Source organism: Williamwhitmania sp. (assembly GCA_035529935.1).
Taxonomy (GTDB): Bacteria; Bacteroidota; Bacteroidia; order Bacteroidales; family Williamwhitmaniaceae; genus Williamwhitmania.
In genome coordinates this window covers 1-16,333 of the sequence record DATKVT010000224.1, presented here as the reverse complement: position 1 = coordinate 16,333, position 16,333 = coordinate 1, and the positions used below count along the sequence as shown (strand labels likewise).

Annotated in this window: 17 protein-coding genes; 11 read left to right on the top strand and 6 right to left on the bottom strand. The window is 43.1% G+C overall.

Features of this window, described 5'->3' with window-relative positions:
• Both VMW01_16975 and VMW01_16970 read right to left on the bottom strand, forming a co-directional pair.
• Positions 1 to 294, bottom strand: a 294-nt coding sequence (locus VMW01_16975; GenBank protein HUW07935.1) for a nucleoside hydrolase, incomplete at its 3' end; no start/stop codon positions are given.
• A 201-nt stretch (positions 295 to 495) separates the two neighbouring features.
• Positions 496 to 870, bottom strand: coding sequence for a hypothetical protein (locus VMW01_16970; protein ID HUW07934.1), 375 nt, complete (start codon positions 868 to 870; stop codon positions 496 to 498).
• Positions 871 to 1,074: 204 nt separating this feature from the next.
• Here VMW01_16970 and VMW01_16965 point away from each other — a divergent pair, with 204 nt between their 5' ends.
• Complete coding sequence (locus VMW01_16965) at positions 1,075 to 1,443, top strand: DMT family protein (protein HUW07933.1); 369 nt, start codon at positions 1,075 to 1,077, stop codon at positions 1,441 to 1,443.
• A 14-nt stretch (positions 1,444 to 1,457) separates the two neighbouring features.
• On the opposite strand, the gene VMW01_16960 is transcribed toward VMW01_16965, so the two are convergent.
• Together VMW01_16960 and VMW01_16955 are read right to left on the bottom strand one after the other, a co-directional pair.
• Complete coding sequence (locus VMW01_16960) at positions 1,458 to 2,144, bottom strand: TrkA family potassium uptake protein (protein HUW07932.1); 687 nt, start codon at positions 2,142 to 2,144, stop codon at positions 1,458 to 1,460.
• Between the two features lie 3 nt (positions 2,145 to 2,147).
• Complete coding sequence (locus VMW01_16955; GenBank protein ID HUW07931.1) at positions 2,148 to 3,905, bottom strand: potassium transporter TrkG; 1,758 nt, start codon at positions 3,903 to 3,905, stop codon at positions 2,148 to 2,150.
• Between the two features lie 320 nt (positions 3,906 to 4,225).
• On the opposite strand from VMW01_16955, the gene VMW01_16950 reads away from it, so the two are divergent.
• The 9 genes from VMW01_16950 to VMW01_16910 all read left to right on the top strand — a co-directional run bounded on the left by VMW01_16950 (position 4,226) and on the right by VMW01_16910 (position 12,345).
• On the top strand, positions 4,226 to 4,624 hold the full coding sequence (locus tag VMW01_16950; GenBank protein HUW07930.1) for a DUF1987 domain-containing protein: 399 nt from the start codon (positions 4,226 to 4,228) through the stop codon (positions 4,622 to 4,624).
• Between the two features lie 162 nt (positions 4,625 to 4,786).
• Complete coding sequence (locus VMW01_16945; GenBank protein HUW07929.1) at positions 4,787 to 5,074, top strand: hypothetical protein; 288 nt, start codon at positions 4,787 to 4,789, stop codon at positions 5,072 to 5,074.
• Between the two features lie 47 nt (positions 5,075 to 5,121).
• On the top strand, positions 5,122 to 6,300 hold the full coding sequence (locus VMW01_16940; GenBank protein HUW07928.1) for a PatB family C-S lyase: 1,179 nt from the start codon (positions 5,122 to 5,124) through the stop codon (positions 6,298 to 6,300).
• Positions 6,301 to 6,317: 17 nt separating this feature from the next.
• Positions 6,318 to 7,388, top strand: a complete 1,071-nt coding sequence (locus VMW01_16935; protein ID HUW07927.1) for a serine hydrolase — start codon at positions 6,318 to 6,320, stop codon at positions 7,386 to 7,388.
• A 76-nt stretch (positions 7,389 to 7,464) separates the two neighbouring features.
• Entirely contained in the window at positions 7,465 to 8,478 is a 1,014-nt protein-coding gene (locus tag VMW01_16930; GenBank protein ID HUW07926.1) for a dihydroorotate dehydrogenase-like protein, read from the top strand.
• A gap of 149 nt (positions 8,479 to 8,627) precedes the next feature.
• Positions 8,628 to 9,020, top strand: a complete 393-nt coding sequence (locus VMW01_16925; GenBank protein ID HUW07925.1) for a SiaC family regulatory phosphoprotein — start codon at positions 8,628 to 8,630, stop codon at positions 9,018 to 9,020.
• A complete protein-coding gene (locus tag VMW01_16920; protein HUW07924.1) occupies positions 9,020 to 10,354 on the top strand; it encodes a deoxyribodipyrimidine photo-lyase in 1,335 nt (444 codons plus the stop codon). The genes VMW01_16925 and VMW01_16920 overlap by 1 nt, the downstream gene beginning before the upstream one ends.
• 126 nt (positions 10,355 to 10,480) lie before the next feature.
• On the top strand, positions 10,481 to 11,701 hold the full coding sequence (locus VMW01_16915) for an ectonucleotide pyrophosphatase/phosphodiesterase (GenBank protein ID HUW07923.1): 1,221 nt from the start codon (positions 10,481 to 10,483) through the stop codon (positions 11,699 to 11,701).
• Positions 11,698 to 12,345 carry a WbqC family protein gene (locus tag VMW01_16910; protein ID HUW07922.1) on the top strand — a complete coding sequence of 216 codons (648 nt, stop codon included), beginning with the start codon at positions 11,698 to 11,700 and terminating at the stop codon, positions 12,343 to 12,345. Before VMW01_16915 ends, VMW01_16910 begins: the two co-directional genes overlap by 4 nt.
• Positions 12,346 to 12,387: 42 nt before the next feature.
• Here the strand turns inward: VMW01_16910 and VMW01_16905 are convergent, their stop codons facing one another.
• The gene (locus VMW01_16905) at positions 12,388 to 13,911 is read right to left on the bottom strand and encodes a hypothetical protein (protein ID HUW07921.1); all 1,524 of its coding nucleotides are present in this window, start codon (positions 13,909 to 13,911) and stop codon (positions 12,388 to 12,390) included.
• 31 nt (positions 13,912 to 13,942) lie between these two features.
• Positions 13,943 to 15,214 carry a hypothetical protein gene (locus VMW01_16900; protein ID HUW07920.1) on the bottom strand — a complete coding sequence of 424 codons (1,272 nt, stop codon included), beginning with the start codon at positions 15,212 to 15,214 and terminating at the stop codon, positions 13,943 to 13,945.
• Between the two features lie 124 nt (positions 15,215 to 15,338).
• On the opposite strand from VMW01_16900, the gene VMW01_16895 reads away from it, so the two are divergent.
• On the top strand, positions 15,339 to 16,333 hold a 995-nt coding region (locus VMW01_16895), incomplete at its 3' end, for an aminoacyl--tRNA ligase-related protein (GenBank protein ID HUW07919.1).

Here is a 16,333-nt window from a genome sequence, read left to right as displayed (position 1 = left end):
CTGTGGGTTCTGTCCCAAATCGACGCCAGCAACAACCGGAATATTCAATCCGGCCTGTCTTACCAATTGTCTAACCGCTGTAGCACCTGTCTGTGGAGATAATCCTCCATCGGTGCAAACAACACCCAGCACCTTAAAGTCGCTGCTCGAGAGAATGGCACTTATCGCCATAAAATCGTCGGTGGCACAGTCGGTATCAATTACCAGCGGGATGGTGGCAGCCTCCTGCGCCTGAACTCTAACCTGCAAGGCTATCAGCATCATGCACGCCAGCAAGCTTATTTTTTTTATCATAATGCAACAGTTTATCCTGTGAAGCGAAAGTATAAAGAATTTTACACTTCAACCACCAGTATTTATCAATAGCCCATACACTGTTATTATCTGGAGTAAAAAACCTACCTCTTTGAATGAATCTTGATTATCATGTTAAAAAAACAACCGGAGGATTGCCGTAATGAACAAAACTCCGGTTGAAAGCAATATACAAGTGCATTATGCTTTTAGGACACCCTTATAGGCTGATTTATAAACAAAGAACAGGTAAATGTTGAGCAATGCAACCAACGCCCCCGGACCAATCCCCGGAAGATCGAGAAACAGATGAAAAGCAATAATATTTACGGTAAGTGGTGCCAGAAACAGCAGGGCCAGCGCAACAAATTTGTTAATGACCAACAGTGCGCCCACCAGCACCTCAACAACTGCTATCATATTCATCATGTATCCGGTAGCCATTAAGGCCCCACCAAAACTGGCAGCAGCAGCAGGCATTGGCATCATGGGTAAAAATCCGAAAAACTTATTAAGCCCAAAAATCAGAAGTAGCACTCCAAGCACTATCTGAATTACAAAATTCACTTTTTTCATTGTTAGAAGGGTTTTAAGTTAGCCAAGAGTATAACAGTAAAGGTATTTCTCAATGAAATCAAAAAAACATGCCTGTTTATGCACAAGTGATATAATCAGGAAATCAACAATTTAACTTAGCATTGGTTCAATTGAAAATTTATTTTGGAAGTAAAAAACAATGTATGCAACATTGAATTAGCTTTGCAACTCAAAATTGCCCTTATGAAAGCACTCTACACCATATTACTGCTGATTCTTTCCAACACCTTCATGACGCTTGCGTGGTACGGCCATTTAAAGTTCAAAGAGCTTAAATGGTTCGAGAACTTGGGGCTTATTAGCATTATCCTCATCAGCTGGGGAATAGCGCTATTTGAATACTTTTTTCAGGTTCCTGCAAATAGAATTGGCTACAAAGAAAACGGCGGTCCTTTTTCGCTGGTGGAGTTAAAGGTGATTCAAGAGGTAATTACGCTCTGCGTGTTTACAGCCTTTAGCCTGCTGGTTTTCAAGCACGAGACCTTTAGATCGAGCCAAATCATTGGGTTTGTATTTCTCGTCCTAGCCGTGTACTTTATATTTAAAAAGTAGATCCCACAATAAGACTAGAGTACTGCCCATAACTTTTTAAGGGCAATAGTGGTGCCTGCAATTACCAGCACATCGTCTTGCACTATGGCAAAATCGTTGGTTAGCTGCGAGTACACCTTCTGCTCTTGGCTAGAAATCCCAATCATGTTTCGTACCGCCTCCATGCGCTTTATCGACAGCAGCTGCAGGTTGTAGTTTTCTTCAAAACCTATCTCACCAATAGTCCTATTGACCATAGCTGCAGGAGTAATAGCCTCAACCACCTTGAAATCTTTGGAAATATGGAAAACACTAACCACATTTTCGAGTTCCAACTTCAAGGCAAACGACTCGGCCATATCCAACTCAGGCGAAAAAATTTCAGAAACACCAATGGCCTCCAATACCGTTTTGTGAAGTGCAGAAATGGAACGAGCCATTATGCGTTTAACTCCCAGCTGCTTCAGCTGAGCGGTTACCAGCACCGATGTGCCAAAAGTCTCACCAATCGAGACCACAACTGCATCGCAATCGTCGAGCGGTAGATATTTTAAATCGTGAAACTCCTCCGCATTCATGCAAATGGTAGAGGTAATTTGGTCCTTCAACTCCTCCACCTTATGGGAGTTGCTATCCACCCCTATTACCTCATGACCAAGCTCTGTCATACGAATTGCCAGCGCTGCGCCAAAATTCCCAAGACCAATAACGATTAGCTTCATAGTCTAGTTTATATAAATATTTTCACTCGGGAGTCGAAATCCCTTCGTATTTTTTTGTTCGCCAACAAAGGAAAAAATAAGGGTTAAGAGCCCAACTCTACCAGCAAGCATCATGCAAATTATCACAATTTTAGAAGGAATTACCAGTTGAGAGGTAATGCCAAGCGAGAGACCTACGGTACTGAAGGCCGAAGTAGCTTCAAAAAGCACGAAAAGAGGGTTTAATCCAGGTTGAAATATAAGTATCAGAAATGTTCCAAAGGAGATAACCAAAATTGAAAGAAAAACAACTGCAAAAGCACGCTGCACAGAGTTATATGGAATTTCGCGACGTCCTATCACAAAGTGGTTTTTACCAGTTGCAAGGTTCACCAAATTCAGCAAAGCTACCGTGAAAGTTGTAGTCTTAATACCACCACCCGTGGACCCAGGAGATGCACCTATCCACATTAAAAACATAGTTAACAATAGAGTCGGGGTGAGTAGTTTGCTCACATCAACAGTATTAAATCCTGCCGTTCTAGGGGTAATGGAACCAAAGAAAGAGCCCGAAATCTTCCCAAACCAGGACTCCCCTGCCAGGGTGTTGTTTTGTTCAAACAAAAAAAACATTATTGCACCAAAAACTATCAGCGACGCTGTTGTAAACACCACTATCCTGGCATTCAGGTTTATAATACGCGGGCGGTGAATGTACCTAACCTGTCGACCCAAGAGCTGCCTCACCTTGTTGCCAATAAAATGACGAATCAGGGTAAAGTAGTTGAAGATGATCGGAAAACCAAGTCCACCGAGCACTATTAAAGCCATAATCCAAACTTGCAAGCCATGGTTATACCTTATGGCCTCGGAATATAATCCGTTGCTAAGGGTAGAAAAACCTGCATTACAAAAGGCGGAAATGGAGTGAAATACGGAAAAGGCTACCTTATCCTGAATCCCACCAAGACTAGGAACACCGGCTATGGAATGGAAGATGAGCACGGCACCCAAAAATTCAAAAAACAGGGTTACCAACAAAATTTTCAGCAGCACTCGAAACATACCGCTTACCTTGTCAAGATTGAGTACCTCTTTGAGTAAGAGCTGTGATTGAAAGCTGTTGCCCATTCTGAAAAACAGACCAAAAAATGTCGTAAAGGTCATTACACCCAAACCACCAAGTTGTATGAGTCCAAGAATAATGGTCTGTCCCAAAGGGGTGAATGCAGTAGCCGTGTCCATCACCACCAATCCCGTAACGCACACGGCGCTGGTAGAGGTGAAGAGTGAATCGACCAAGGAGATACCAGTAGTGGTGGAATTGGGTAACAATAGAAGCCCTGCACCAATAATAATCAGAGCAGTAAAGCTTCCAATAAAGAGCAGTGCCGGATTCATCCTGCGGTTTAGCAATCGCAGGCTAATTCGTCCCGATTCAGATAAAAATATGATCAAAAAGGTCAGGTTCAAAACATATCGGTGTGTGAACAACCGAAGAATTGGAAAACTTTCAAAGTATTCCACGTTCAAAAAACCACCCCCAAGTACCAAAAAAACCAGCACAAGCCGCGCAAAATCAGGCCAAATAATGTAACGCTTATCGGTCTTCTCATACAAAGCTCGAATAAAACTTACCAAGTAGTAGGCAAAGAAAAAACCAAGGCTTAGCCCATAGAACAGATGCAGGTGTTGGCGCGGTTCAACCCCAGACAGAAAACCCACATCAAATATAAAGGTTAGAATTAATACGGTGGCTGCGAACACTGAGAACCGGTTCAAAATTAAGGTCCAGCGTTTTAACCAGATTCTAATTCTCGAATAATATTTAAACTCTATATCCCACCAATTCTTCATTATGCACGATAGGGTTTCTACTGCTTTTATAGCTATGTATGAGGCAAATATAATGAACACTCAACATGTCTCATCATGCCACAACCAAACGGTCTTACGATTTAGCAGTATTAACAACCATCAAACATACGCGATTTACATCAAATATCAATAGAACGATGTTCATAACCCATCAAAAAGGCTATTTCATCAAACTTTTTACAAACATTTGAGGTAGTTTGCTAACTTTGAGAAAAAATTAGGAATTGGAACCACTTAGGATACAAAGCGCCATAGATACTCCAGAGGTTTACTTTGACCCCAAGACTCTTCTTTTCGCCATTTCAGGCATTTCGCATCCTGAAAATGCTAAGGAATTCTATACCCGCGTTTTGGTTTGGCTTGATGAGTTTTTTGAACAAAACCAAACCAGCAACTTAGGGGTTGTTACAGCAGAGCTGTCGTTTCGGTATATCAACTCCTCATCATACAAATATCTTCGAGAGATACTTCGAAAGCTTACCGTTTTTCAAAAAAAGGGATTCCAAATTGAGGTTGTGTGGAAGTATCAAAAGGACGATGATGACTTGCTGGAAGAGGGTCAAGTTCTTCTTGGGCTACCCGACATAAAACTTTCACACCGATTCGAGGCCGTTGAGGGCTAGCAGTTCCTTCAACCAGAAGTAATCTCAAAACCTTTTGTTAAAAGAATACACCGTTGCTTCATCTAGGTTGCATCAGTTTTCTCTACTTTCCTACCCCAAAACCAATTTCGCACTGCGATATTAAACTTTTTTGCTACTTTTGACAATTAAAATAATAGCACTATGGCAAGTATCAGATCACTGAAAAAGGATATTCAATTCCTAACTGACGAGGTTATTTCGGATTGTTACGTATACATCTACCTTAATCCGGGAAAAAAAATAGAGGCTGCTGAGAAGATCGCTCTTGAGGCAGACGAGCTACGCTCTGCTCTTGTCAACAAAATACACACTAGCGGCAAGTTCGAAAATGCCCGAAAGAGTAAGGCATATTTTAATGGTTTGTTCGAAGAGCTAGTAAATGGTGTAAATAAGCAGTTTGAGCAGCTTAGCGAGCTTAGCAAAAACTAATTAAGCATAAGCCCCAGCATTTGGGGGCTTGTTCATTTTTGCCTGCCATGCTACAAGAGTTTGATGAGCTTATCCCTCGTGAGAATACCGCATGTGTTAAGTACGACCTAAGGGAAAAGACATTCGGAAATTCGGCAGTTACCCCCCTCTGGGTTGCCGACATGGATTTTGCAACACCAATATTTATTCGGGAAGCCATTGCAGAACGGTTAACCCATCCCATTTTCGGTTATACCTTTCTTTCGGAGGAGGCAAAAAATGCCGTTGTAGGCTGGGTTAAGCGGCAGCACGGATGGGACATTAAACCCGAGTGGATAACGCTTTGTCCCGGTATTGTTCCAGCAATTAATGTAGCCATATTGGCATTTACCAACCAAGGCCAAAAGGTAGCAATTCAACCTCCTGTTTATACACCATTTTTTGCGGCAATCAACGACCATCGTCGAACCTTGGTTGAGAACCCGCTCATTGCTAACAGCGACGGATACTACCAAATGAATTTTGACCACCTGGAATCGCTGTTTGCTTCTGGAGTTAAGATGCTCATTCTCTCGAACCCCCACAATCCGGTAGGTCGAGTTTTTACCAAGGCAGAGCTAACCACCTTGGCAGAGATGGCTATGCAACATGGAGCAACCATTATCTCCGACGAAATTCATTCGGATATTACCATGCCACCTCATCGGCATACGCCTCTGGCAGCAGTAAATGAAGGTATTGCTCAGCAAAGCATCACCTTTATTGCTCCAAGCAAAACTTTTAACCTTGCTGGGTTATCCACGGGGTTGGCCATAATTCCGAACAGTGATCTACGCAAAAAATTTGGCGCCACGCTCAGCGCCCTTCACATTGGCATGGGGAATATATTCGGGATAACTGCCATGCAATCCGCATACACCCATGGCGACGAATGGGTAAAGAGTTTAAACAGCTACCTTTATGGTAATCTTGCGCTGGTAAAACAGATGCTCCACGACAGCCAGCTCCCCATATCGGCCAATATTCCGGAGGGAACCTACCTCTCCTGGGTTGATTTTCGGGGGCTAAAGATCGCCCAAGAAAAGTTGATACAACTATTAATACAGGAAGCCAACGTTGGATTAAGCGACGGAACCATTTATGGCACACAAGGTGCTGGATTTATGCGTCTAAACGCAGCTTGTCCCAGAGCTACATTGTCCGATTCACTGTCGCGAATAGTGAGTGCGATCAAAACCAGATTGTAAATTGAAATTTTGAAGGAATGAAAAAATTAGTAAGCGTTACCCTATTATTATCGATAACTCTATCACTCTTTTCAGCACCAGTTGGCAGTACCGATAGCATTTTTAACTATCGATTATTTAGCGACAACCAGGTAGTGATGGATTCACTACTCTCCGTATTTAAGGATACACGTGGCAACACCTACGGTGATGTAAACGGTATGGTAGTGATGCAAAACGGCAAAATGCTGGGAGAGGCTTACTATGGATTATTCTCGAATCAAACACCATTCCCCATAAATTCCATTACAAAAAGTATTGTGTCGCTAGCCTGTGGCATCTGCGTAGAACAGGGCAAATTTAAGACCAACGACTACATCGAACAGTATCTCCCCCAGTACGATTCCATATTCAAGGCAGATCCAAGAAAGCAGAAAATAAGGATTTCGGACCTGCTCAACCAAACTACTGGACTTGCATGGCAGGAATGGTATCCCGACTATACATACTCCTACAATGCGCTGAACGTTTTAAAAAAATCCACAAAGGATTGGGGTAAGTTGGCACTAGAACAACCCATGGATGCCGACCCTGGAGTACGATTTAACTACAACAGCGCCGCAGTAGAACTCCTTAAGGACATCATGGAAAAAACTTGCCACACAACCCTCGATTCTATTGTTTACAAAAACCTATTTAATCCTGCAGGCATAAAGGTTAAAACCTGGGATAGCTATCCAGGTAATGGCCATCCATCATGGGGTGGTATTACACTTCAAGTTCGCGAATTGGCGAAGCTGGGCCAGCTAATGCTTGATGCAGAATCAAGCAAAGGTAATCTCATACCCAAAGCGTGGGTTGACCAAATATTAATTCCAAAAGTAAATGCAGGTAACGAGGTTTTTTATAGCTACCTATTTTGGCAGAAAGAGGTAAATAAGCGCCAAGTAATATTTGCCGCCGGACTAGGTGACCAATATATCTATGTAATACCCTCATTAAACATGGTGTTTGCCATTACCTCCAGCAATTATTACAAATCATTTCCCATCCCCGGCCCCGAGCGACTGCTAAGTAGACTGATGGGAATCCTTGAACAAAACAGGTAGAATCGGGGTTTTACTGTTAGACAATTTCAACGATAGCAATCGAAGAATTTAGCTACTAACAGTAATACCTCGTGTTATGACTAACATTAAGACCAACTACTTAGGGCTGGAGCTCCGGAACCCGATCATTGCTGGAGCAAGTAATTTAAGCGATTCCGTTGAGAAGGTAACCAAGCTGCAAGAAGCTGGTGTTGGTGCCATCGTGTTCAAATCACTCTTCGAAGAGCAGATTCAACTGGAAGAGATGGAGATGGAAGATGAGATGGAGGCTTACAATGAGCGACATGCAGAGATGGTTAGGCTCTTTCCAAATCTAAAATATGCAGGCCCAGAAGTGCACCTCCAAAAAATTCGAGAAGCTCGCAAGGCTGTATCCATCCCGCTGATTGCCAGCATAAACGCAGTGTATTCCGATTCATGGGTAGAATATGCCAAGAAGGTTGAAGCCACAGGTGTCGATGCCATTGAGATCAACTTTTACCATACACCAAAAGATTTTGGCGTCTCAGGTGCCACTGTCATAGAGGAGCAAATAGAGATTCTCAAAAGAATAAAAGCCGTAGTCTCTATTCCTATTAGTGTTAAACTTAGCCCATTTTATGCCAACCAGCTGGAGGTTATTTCCCAGCTGAGTATGGCTGGCGCAGATGGTGTAGTTCTGTTTAACCGCTTTTACCAACCCGATATTGATGTGGAGCAGGAACGGCTCGTTCAGCGGATGACCCTAAGCACACCCGATGAAATGCTCCTTCCGCTACGCTTTACTGGGCTATTGTTTGGACACATTTCTGCCGACCTATGCGGAAGTACAGCAGTTAGCACCGGCCAGGATATTGCCAAAATGATACTAGCTGGAGCATCGGCAGTACAGGTTGTTAGCGCCTTCTACAGGAATAAAATAAGCCATGCCAACACAATGGTTAAAGAGTTGGAAATGTGGATGCAGCGCAAAGGCTATGAAAACATTCAAGAATTTCAGGGAAAATTATCAAAGAAGAATATCAACTTCCCATTTGCATACCAGCGCTCCCAATACGTGGATATTTTGCTTAATGCTGAGAGTTTGCTAAAGCAAAAATCGTTGATATAATCATTCAAAAATACTGGAGCTGGAGGGTGTTTTTCCATGAGAAACACCCTCTTTTTTTTAATCATAATCGGTTTAAATAATTGACAATGATTATTCTTTGAACTATCTTTCCATATCTTGCAAGTGTAAATCTGAATACTCCAAGAATCATGGAAAAACAGTTTACCTCAAACGCGAAACTTACACAGCTCAATATTGAGGGCAATGCAAACAATGGGATTATTTCTCTTTCTGGGAATTTCTTCAACACGGTAATTTCCGGCGTTTCAGCACAAAAAGTTTACGACGACTTTCTTCAATGGCTCGAAGAGTATAGTGAACATCCGCAAAAAAATACGTCCGTCTTTTTTGAGGTATTCTATTCCGACACCCCCTCCACCCTCTTTCTTACAAAAGTTTGCGGACGTTTATTTAGGATTTCCGACAAATCGAACCTTAAGGCCACTTGGCATTACAGCTCAGATGACGAAGCCATCCATGACCTTGGTCAAGAGCTCCAATTAGCTACTTCCATCGAGCTACAGTTTAAAACCCGCAACTAATGTTGATGATAGGACCTCGCGTAAAGGTTGAACGGGAAGGCAGTAACAAAGAGGGGCCTGTAATCTACTGGATGAGCAGGGCCCAGCGCTTCAACGACAACTGGGCGCTGCTGTATAGCCAAAAAGTTGCAGCAGAGAAGAACACCCATGTTGAAGTCGTATTTTGTCTTGCACCCTCCTTTCTTGATGCCTCACTTCGCAGTTATGATTTCATGATTGCTGGATTAAAGGAACTCGAGAGAGGATTAGAGGCCTACCATATTCCATTTCATCTCATACTTGGCCAGCCAGAAGAACAAATATCAAACTTTATTGAATGCCATAATGCCGCTTTGCTCATAACCGACTTTGACCCGCTTCGCATCAAGCAGCGGTGGCTGGGAGATGTGGTAGCCAAGGTCACTATTCCGGTAATAACCGTAGATGCTCACAACATAGTACCATGCTGGCTTGCCTCTTCCAAGCAGGAATTTGGTGCCTACACGCTAAGGCCTAAGTTGAAACGGCTTCTTCCAAATTTTCTAACTGAGTTTCCACAATTGCAGGTTCAAGAATATTCGAGCCCAAGAATTAAAAATAGTTGGGATGCTATTCACCTAAACAGCACCATAAACCCACCAGCACTTGTATGGATTAAGCCGGGAGAGAAGGCAGCGAAACAGATGCTGGATTCCTTCATTACAAACCGGCTCGACGGGTATGCCGAAAAACGAAACCTGCCCGAACTCAGCTGGCTTTCTCATCTCTCCCCCTACCTCCACTTCGGCATGCTTTCAGCCCAAAGAGTTGCTCTAGAGATTCTTAAGAGCGAGGCCCTCGCCAATGATAAAGAATCATTTTTGGAGGAACTAATAGTAAGGCGTGAGCTGGCAGAAAACTTCTGTTACTACAATAAAAACTACGACTCTTTTCTTGGTCTTCCATCGTGGGCGCAGGCTACCCTTAACCAACACAGGCAAGATGAGCGGGACTACACCTACCCGTTAGAAGTCTTTGCAAAAGCCAAAACCCACGATCCGCTATGGAACGCAGCCCAGAAGGAGATGGGATGCAAAGGCAAGATGCATGGTTACATGCGCATGTACTGGGCAAAGAAGATTCTCGAATGGACTAGATCACCGGAAGAGGCACTGGAAATTGCCATTTATCTTAACAACGCCTACTCGCTCGATGGTCGCGACCCAAACGGTTATGCAGGCATTGCATGGGCCATTGGCGGAGTACATGACCGAGCTTGGTTTGAGCGACCGGTGTTTGGCAAGATCCGCTACATGAACTACAACGGCGCAAAACGGAAATTCGACGTTGAAGCCTACATTAAACGTAACAGTTAATTAACTTTTGCTTCTTGGCCTCTCAAAATTATCCGCTACTTTTGCTTTCATTATAATCAACAGGGAGCCTACGCTCAAGAGATTGAGCTATCCTCCTCAACGGTTTTTACCATTTAGCATCCAAGTATGAAACACCAAATAAAGCTATTGCTTACCGGAGTAGTGATTCTCGTATTGTCACTGGAGCTTTCGGCCCAGCCACAACAGCCCACTTTAATCGTATTATCCTTGGATGGATTTCGTTGGGATTATCCTCAGCATGCCAACACTCCTACCCTCGATTCTATTGCAAGGGTTGGAGTAAAGAGTGAAATAATACCTTCATTTCCCAGCAAAACCTTCCCTAATCACTATACCTTGGCAACAGGGTTAACACCCGACCACCACGGCATCATATTCAATTCATTCTATGCAAACGACCTAAACAAGCAATACAAGAGTAACGAAAAGTTATCGGTTCAGAATCCCGATTTTTACGGTGGTGAACCAATATGGAATACCGCTGAGCGGCAAGGTGTAAAGAGCTTTACGCTATTTTGGATTGGAGCAGAGGCACCTATCAATGGAAGGCACGCAAGTCGCTGGTATCCATACCAACAGAATATCCCATACCATTCACGAATGGACTCCATTCTTAACTGGTTAACGCTCCCAGCAGAGCAACGTCCGGGCTTGATAATGGTTTACTTTCATGAACCCGATAGCAAAGGGCATCACTTTGGTCCAGGCTCAAAAGAGGTCTCCGATGTGGTGGAAGAGATAGACCGAAACTTGGCTTACCTTTTTAGAGAGATAAAAGCGAAGGGCCTCGCTGGTAAGGTAAACGTTATTATCACCACCGACCATGGCATGTGTGCTACCCCACGAAAGCACTACATTGACCTCTCTCACTACATATCCAAGGATATGCTTGCGGCTATACAAGGTAATTCTCCAGTATTTAACGTTAGCCTAAAAAACCCCAGCGATTCCAGCAAGATGCAAATCTTGAGCACGGTAAAAGGGATGCATCTCTACACAAAGAAGAACATTCCCGCCCGATTACACTTTGGCTCCAATTCTCGCATCTACCCCTATATCCTCGTCGCTGATTCCTCCTACAGTTTAGGATTTGGAGGCGAAAGAACATACAGCAAAGGTAATCACGGCTTTGATCCTCAAATATCGGACATGCATGGTATTTTCTATGCGACAGGGCCCACCTTCATACCGGAAACTACCGTTAATCCATTTCACAATGTAGATTTATATGACTTGATGGCAAAACTGCTCGATATTCAGCCCGCAAAAAACGATGGCAACCCAACTACCTTCGTAAATGTCATCAAAACACACGATGACTTATGAGTTCTGAATCAACGATACTTTCCACGGCATACTTCCCACCAATCCAGCTCTTCTCTCGGCTAGTATCGAATGGCCGCATACTAATTGAGCAGCACGAGCACTATACAAAGCAATCGTACAGGAATCGGTGCACAATTCTGAGTGCCAATGGTCCACTTAACCTTACCATTCCAGTGGTAAAGGATAGTGGAAATAAGATGCCCATCAGGGATGTTGAAATTGACTATTGCACACCATGGCAAAAAGTTCACTGGAGAGCCATGGAGTCGGCATATAAAAGTTCACCCTACTTTGAGCACATCGCAGACTCCCTTGTTCCATTTTTTGAGAAGAAAACAAAATATCTCTTCGACCTAAACTTAATGCTCATAGAATCCATCCTCGATTTTCTGGAAATTACCGCCCACATTGAAACAACATCGGAGTATATTCCTTGCTATCAGGAGACACATCTCGATTTAAGGGGTATATCGCCCAAGAGTGATGCCAACAAAATCGACTCAAGTTACCACGATGCTCCTTACTATCAGGTATTTTCGCACAAGCAACCCTTTGTTCCAAATTTAAGTGTTGTAGATCTCGTATTTAACGAGGGGCTTCTCTCCGTAGATATTATGAGGAGGGCCATAAAAAAATTGGCCTAGAATTTTTGCCAGGCCAATTTTTTTTCCAAACGTTATTGATTGCTAAAACCTATACCCAAGGGTGAAAACCACCTGGTTTTGCTTATTGTTATCTTTTACAAGATTCTCATTACCATACAGGTAATATTCGTTCTTGCTTGTAATGTTGTTGTATGCAAAATCCATATAGAACGTGGAAGATCTAAGTCCTATACCTGCAGCAATTACAGTTGTATTGGCATTATCGTTAAGGTAACCAGACTTAAATGGAGTTCCGTATAGTGCATACCCACCTCTAAAATAGAGGGCTCCCTGATGAAATTCAGCACCGATTCGAATATTATTAGACGACTTGAACATTTGGGTAATTTGATCATTCTCGGAATGAAATGAATACCCATCGCCGCCATTTCGAAGTCTCATGGATGGATAGTTAACCCTTTCATAATCGACATTCACAGCCAGCTTATCCTGATACAGGTAAGCTAAGCTACCAATAAACCGATAGGGTGTAACTAGGCTATAATCATACTGCCCTTGAGGTGAATAAATATCAGAATAGCCTGCTGTAAATTGAGAGCTCATGTAGCTGTTGTAGTTATCCTTTAGGTCGAAAAATGTGGGGGTGTGAAAAGCAGCACCAATCCTTAAACTTTGAATGGGCTTATAAATGAAACCCAACTTAAAGTTATAGCCACTTCCAACCGTTTCCAAGGTTTGGCGGTATAAAAGGTTCTGAAAACCACTCGCGCTTGAGCCAACAATATCCTCAGTGTATTCAGAAGTTTTGGAATAGTATAAATCCTGAATACCTAGAGTTCCACCAAAGTAGAATTTGTCAGACACATTCCCAGCAAAGCTGAGTGTGTATTCTCCAAGTGATCCACGTGTTGTAATGGAATTGCTCTGATAAACTGCATCACCTCCATACAACGGACGAATAAATGAACCATTCAAGGTATCAATTGCAAAAGTATTCCAAGCCATAATGGTAGGCCACAAATCGGAACCGTAATGCGGATTATTGAATGGATCGGTGTTGCTATCATATGGATTAGGCATGGTGAGGACGTCGGGACTATTAATTCCGTAATATTGAGTCAAATTATTCGCATCCGCAGCAAACTGGTCCGTTATGGAAGAAGAATTGTTTATCGCAGTAGTGTAAACGTTGGAATTGTAATCCCTTAACTTGTTGTAGCCAATGGCAAAATTAAAGTTCACTAGCCCAGGTTTATCAGACTGACCCGAATTTTTAAAGGTAGTTACCAGCCCCATATTGGCTATTCCAAACGCAAACCGATTATCGGTTCCCTTGCTGCCTAAATAACTTGAGGAAGTATTGTTAAAGTTAAAGGTAGGTGTGAACGAAAAATCGTTTGCCCTAAAGGTACCAAGACCAGCCGGGTTTACACTGGAAGTAGAAAAATCCCCCCCCAATGCCCCAAAAGAGCCTGCCATCCCTGTGAACCTTGCTGTTCCAGAATAGATATCAGCAGAATACCGGTAGGCATCAAGATAATTCTGAGCAAATCCGTTGGTGCTCAAGGCAAGCCAACCAAAAACAATTATACCGATGCGTTTCATTGTATTTAAGTTTTTAATGTTTAAGCATTAATTACCTCCTTCTTCTTGTCCCAGCATTGCCACCTCCAGAATTACTGTTGGAGGTACCGGTACCTACCGAGCCAGAAGATGCAGGTCTGATAAATTCATTAGTGCTTGCAGGTCTGCGATACTCATTAGTAGTGCTTGCAGGTCTACGATATTCATTTGTGCTTGCAGGTCTACTAGGTGTTGTGGTGGTAGAAGAAGCAGGTCTACGATAATAGTTGTTAGCAGGAGTACTACTGGTAGCAGGTCTATTGTTATTGTAGTTCTGCCTTAATCCGTTTGATGGCCGTGTATAGGTGGGAGTATAGTTGCTGGCGTTGGGTGTTCTCCTACCTGTTAATTCGGAAGGTCTTGTGTATGTAGTTCTTGGATTGGCGGCAGGCCTTCTAGTATAACCAGCCGTGCCTGTATTAGGGTTGGTTGCATTTGTATACGGGCGACGAACGCCAGTTGTATTCGGATTAGTTGCCTCAGACCGAGACCGAGCTATAGAACTTGGTGTACTTCTACGTAGCATTGTGGATGAATTATAAACACTTCCTGTAGAACTGCGTCGTGGTCCATAGTAGCTATTTCGCCCGTTGTTGTATCCGTAGTTGTTATACCCATAGTTGTTATACCCATAGTTGTTGTGATACCTATCAAAACCCCAATCATTCCAGCCATAGTAAGGATCGTAAAATGCCAATCCTAATCCATAGGAAAACGGGTAGAAACCATAATCAAATGGTGAATAGCCAAAACCTAAATAAACGCTGGAAGAGTATGGATAACCATATCCCCCGTAATACGAGAAGCTGGAAACTGGCCTATACCAGCCAGTATACATATACTTAGGCTCAACCCAAACGTGTGAACCATAAACTATAACATTGTAAAAAGCTGGGTCGTAAGCTGAAGCGTAGAATAAAGCGGTTTGAAGATCGCTATAGTTCATAGAGGGATCTGCTTGTGCCGCATCTCTCCGATTTTGGGCATCCTGATAGCTAGATGCAAGAATGGAATTGTATGGATTTTCATCCTTCTGCACTACATTCGTTGTATCAACAGCAGTGGAGGTAGTATCCGCAACAGCGTCAGACATCGAAGTATTCATTCTTTTCTGCAATTCTGCAATGCGAGGATCGTTAGAGTTTGTAGGATTCATCTCCGGTTGAGCTGTTGCTGCCGTGTAAGTCCTATTTGGGTTGTAGTAAACATCATCGGCCCCAGGATCGGCAGATGAAAGGTAGAAAGCAGATGAACACCCTGAAAGCATCCCGGCTGCCAAAAACATGGTTAATAGTTTAGTTTTCATGGTAATCTCCCTCCCAATTTTTATGAATAAAGTGTAATATTTGTTTACTTTGCAATTGTTATTTCCTACATGAAAATTGCAAATATCATACCAAAGATTAAAAATGGCTAAAGAACTTAAGGAACTTACCAACAAAGAGGAAAATTATTCTCAGTGGTATAACGATCTTGTTATCAAAGCAGATCTTGCTGAAAACAGTGCGGTTAGAGGTTGTATGGTTATAAAGCCCTATGGCTATGCCATTTGGGAGAAAATGCAGCAGGCACTCGACCATATGTTTAAGGAGACAGGACACGTCAATGCATATTTCCCGCTATTTATTCCAAAATCGTTCTTTAGCAAGGAAGCCCAGCACGTTGAAGGATTCGCCAAGGAGTGTGCCGTGGTAACCCATTACAGGTTAAAAGCCTCACCTGACGGTAAAGGGGTGGTGGTTGACCCTGATGCAAAGCTGGAGGAGGAGCTCATTGTGCGCCCAACCTCAGAAACCATTATCTGGAACACCTATAAGAACTGGATAACCTCCTATCGTGACCTCCCCATTCTATGTAACCAGTGGGCAAACGTTGTTCGTTGGGAAATGCGCACGCGTCTCTTTCTACGCACAACTGAATTCTTATGGCAAGAGGGGCATACTGCCCATGCTACCCAGCTGGAAGCAATTGAGGAAACAGAGAGAATGATTGACGTTTATGCCACCTTTGCTGAAAAATGGATGTCGCTTCCGGTGATTAAAGGTATTAAGTCGGAAAGCGAGCGCTTTGCCGGTGCAGTGGAAACCTATACCATAGAAGCGTTAATGCAGGATGGCAAGGCACTCCAGTCGGGTACGTCACACTTTCTTGGCCAAAATTTCGCCAAGGCTTTCGACGTGCAATTCACCAGCAAAGAGGGAAAGTTGGAGTACGTTTGGGCTAGCTCATGGGGGGTTTCAACCCGCCTGATTGGCGCCCTTATTATGGCTCACTCCGACAACAATGGTCTTGTGCTGCCGCCCAAATTGGCACCCATCCAGGTAGTAATCATACCCATTTATAAGAACGACCAAGAACTTGACCTCATAAGCGAGCGGGTGAAGGAAATTATGGAACAGCTAAA

Coding starts and splice junctions, on each gene's coding strand:
- VMW01_16970 (HUW07934.1), bottom strand. CDS start 870: ATGAAAAAAGTGAATTTTGTAATTCAGATAGTGCTTGGAGTGCTACTT.
- VMW01_16965 (HUW07933.1), top strand. CDS start 1,075: ATGAAAGCACTCTACACCATATTACTGCTGATTCTTTCCAACACCTTC.
- VMW01_16960 (HUW07932.1), bottom strand. CDS start 2,144: ATGAAGCTAATCGTTATTGGTCTTGGGAATTTTGGCGCAGCGCTGGCA.
- VMW01_16945 (HUW07929.1), top strand. CDS start 4,787: ATGGCAAGTATCAGATCACTGAAAAAGGATATTCAATTCCTAACTGAC.
- VMW01_16940 (HUW07928.1), top strand. CDS start 5,122: ATGCTACAAGAGTTTGATGAGCTTATCCCTCGTGAGAATACCGCATGT.
- VMW01_16935 (HUW07927.1), top strand. CDS start 6,318: ATGAAAAAATTAGTAAGCGTTACCCTATTATTATCGATAACTCTATCA.
- VMW01_16930 (HUW07926.1), top strand. CDS start 7,465: ATGACTAACATTAAGACCAACTACTTAGGGCTGGAGCTCCGGAACCCG.
- VMW01_16925 (HUW07925.1), top strand. CDS start 8,628: ATGGAAAAACAGTTTACCTCAAACGCGAAACTTACACAGCTCAATATT.
- VMW01_16920 (HUW07924.1), top strand. CDS start 9,020: ATGTTGATGATAGGACCTCGCGTAAAGGTTGAACGGGAAGGCAGTAAC.
- VMW01_16915 (HUW07923.1), top strand. CDS start 10,481: ATGAAACACCAAATAAAGCTATTGCTTACCGGAGTAGTGATTCTCGTA.
- VMW01_16910 (HUW07922.1), top strand. CDS start 11,698: ATGAGTTCTGAATCAACGATACTTTCCACGGCATACTTCCCACCAATC.
- VMW01_16905 (HUW07921.1), bottom strand. CDS start 13,911: ATGAAACGCATCGGTATAATTGTTTTTGGTTGGCTTGCCTTGAGCACC.
- VMW01_16900 (HUW07920.1), bottom strand. CDS start 15,214: ATGTTTTTGGCAGCCGGGATGCTTTCAGGGTGTTCATCTGCTTTCTAC.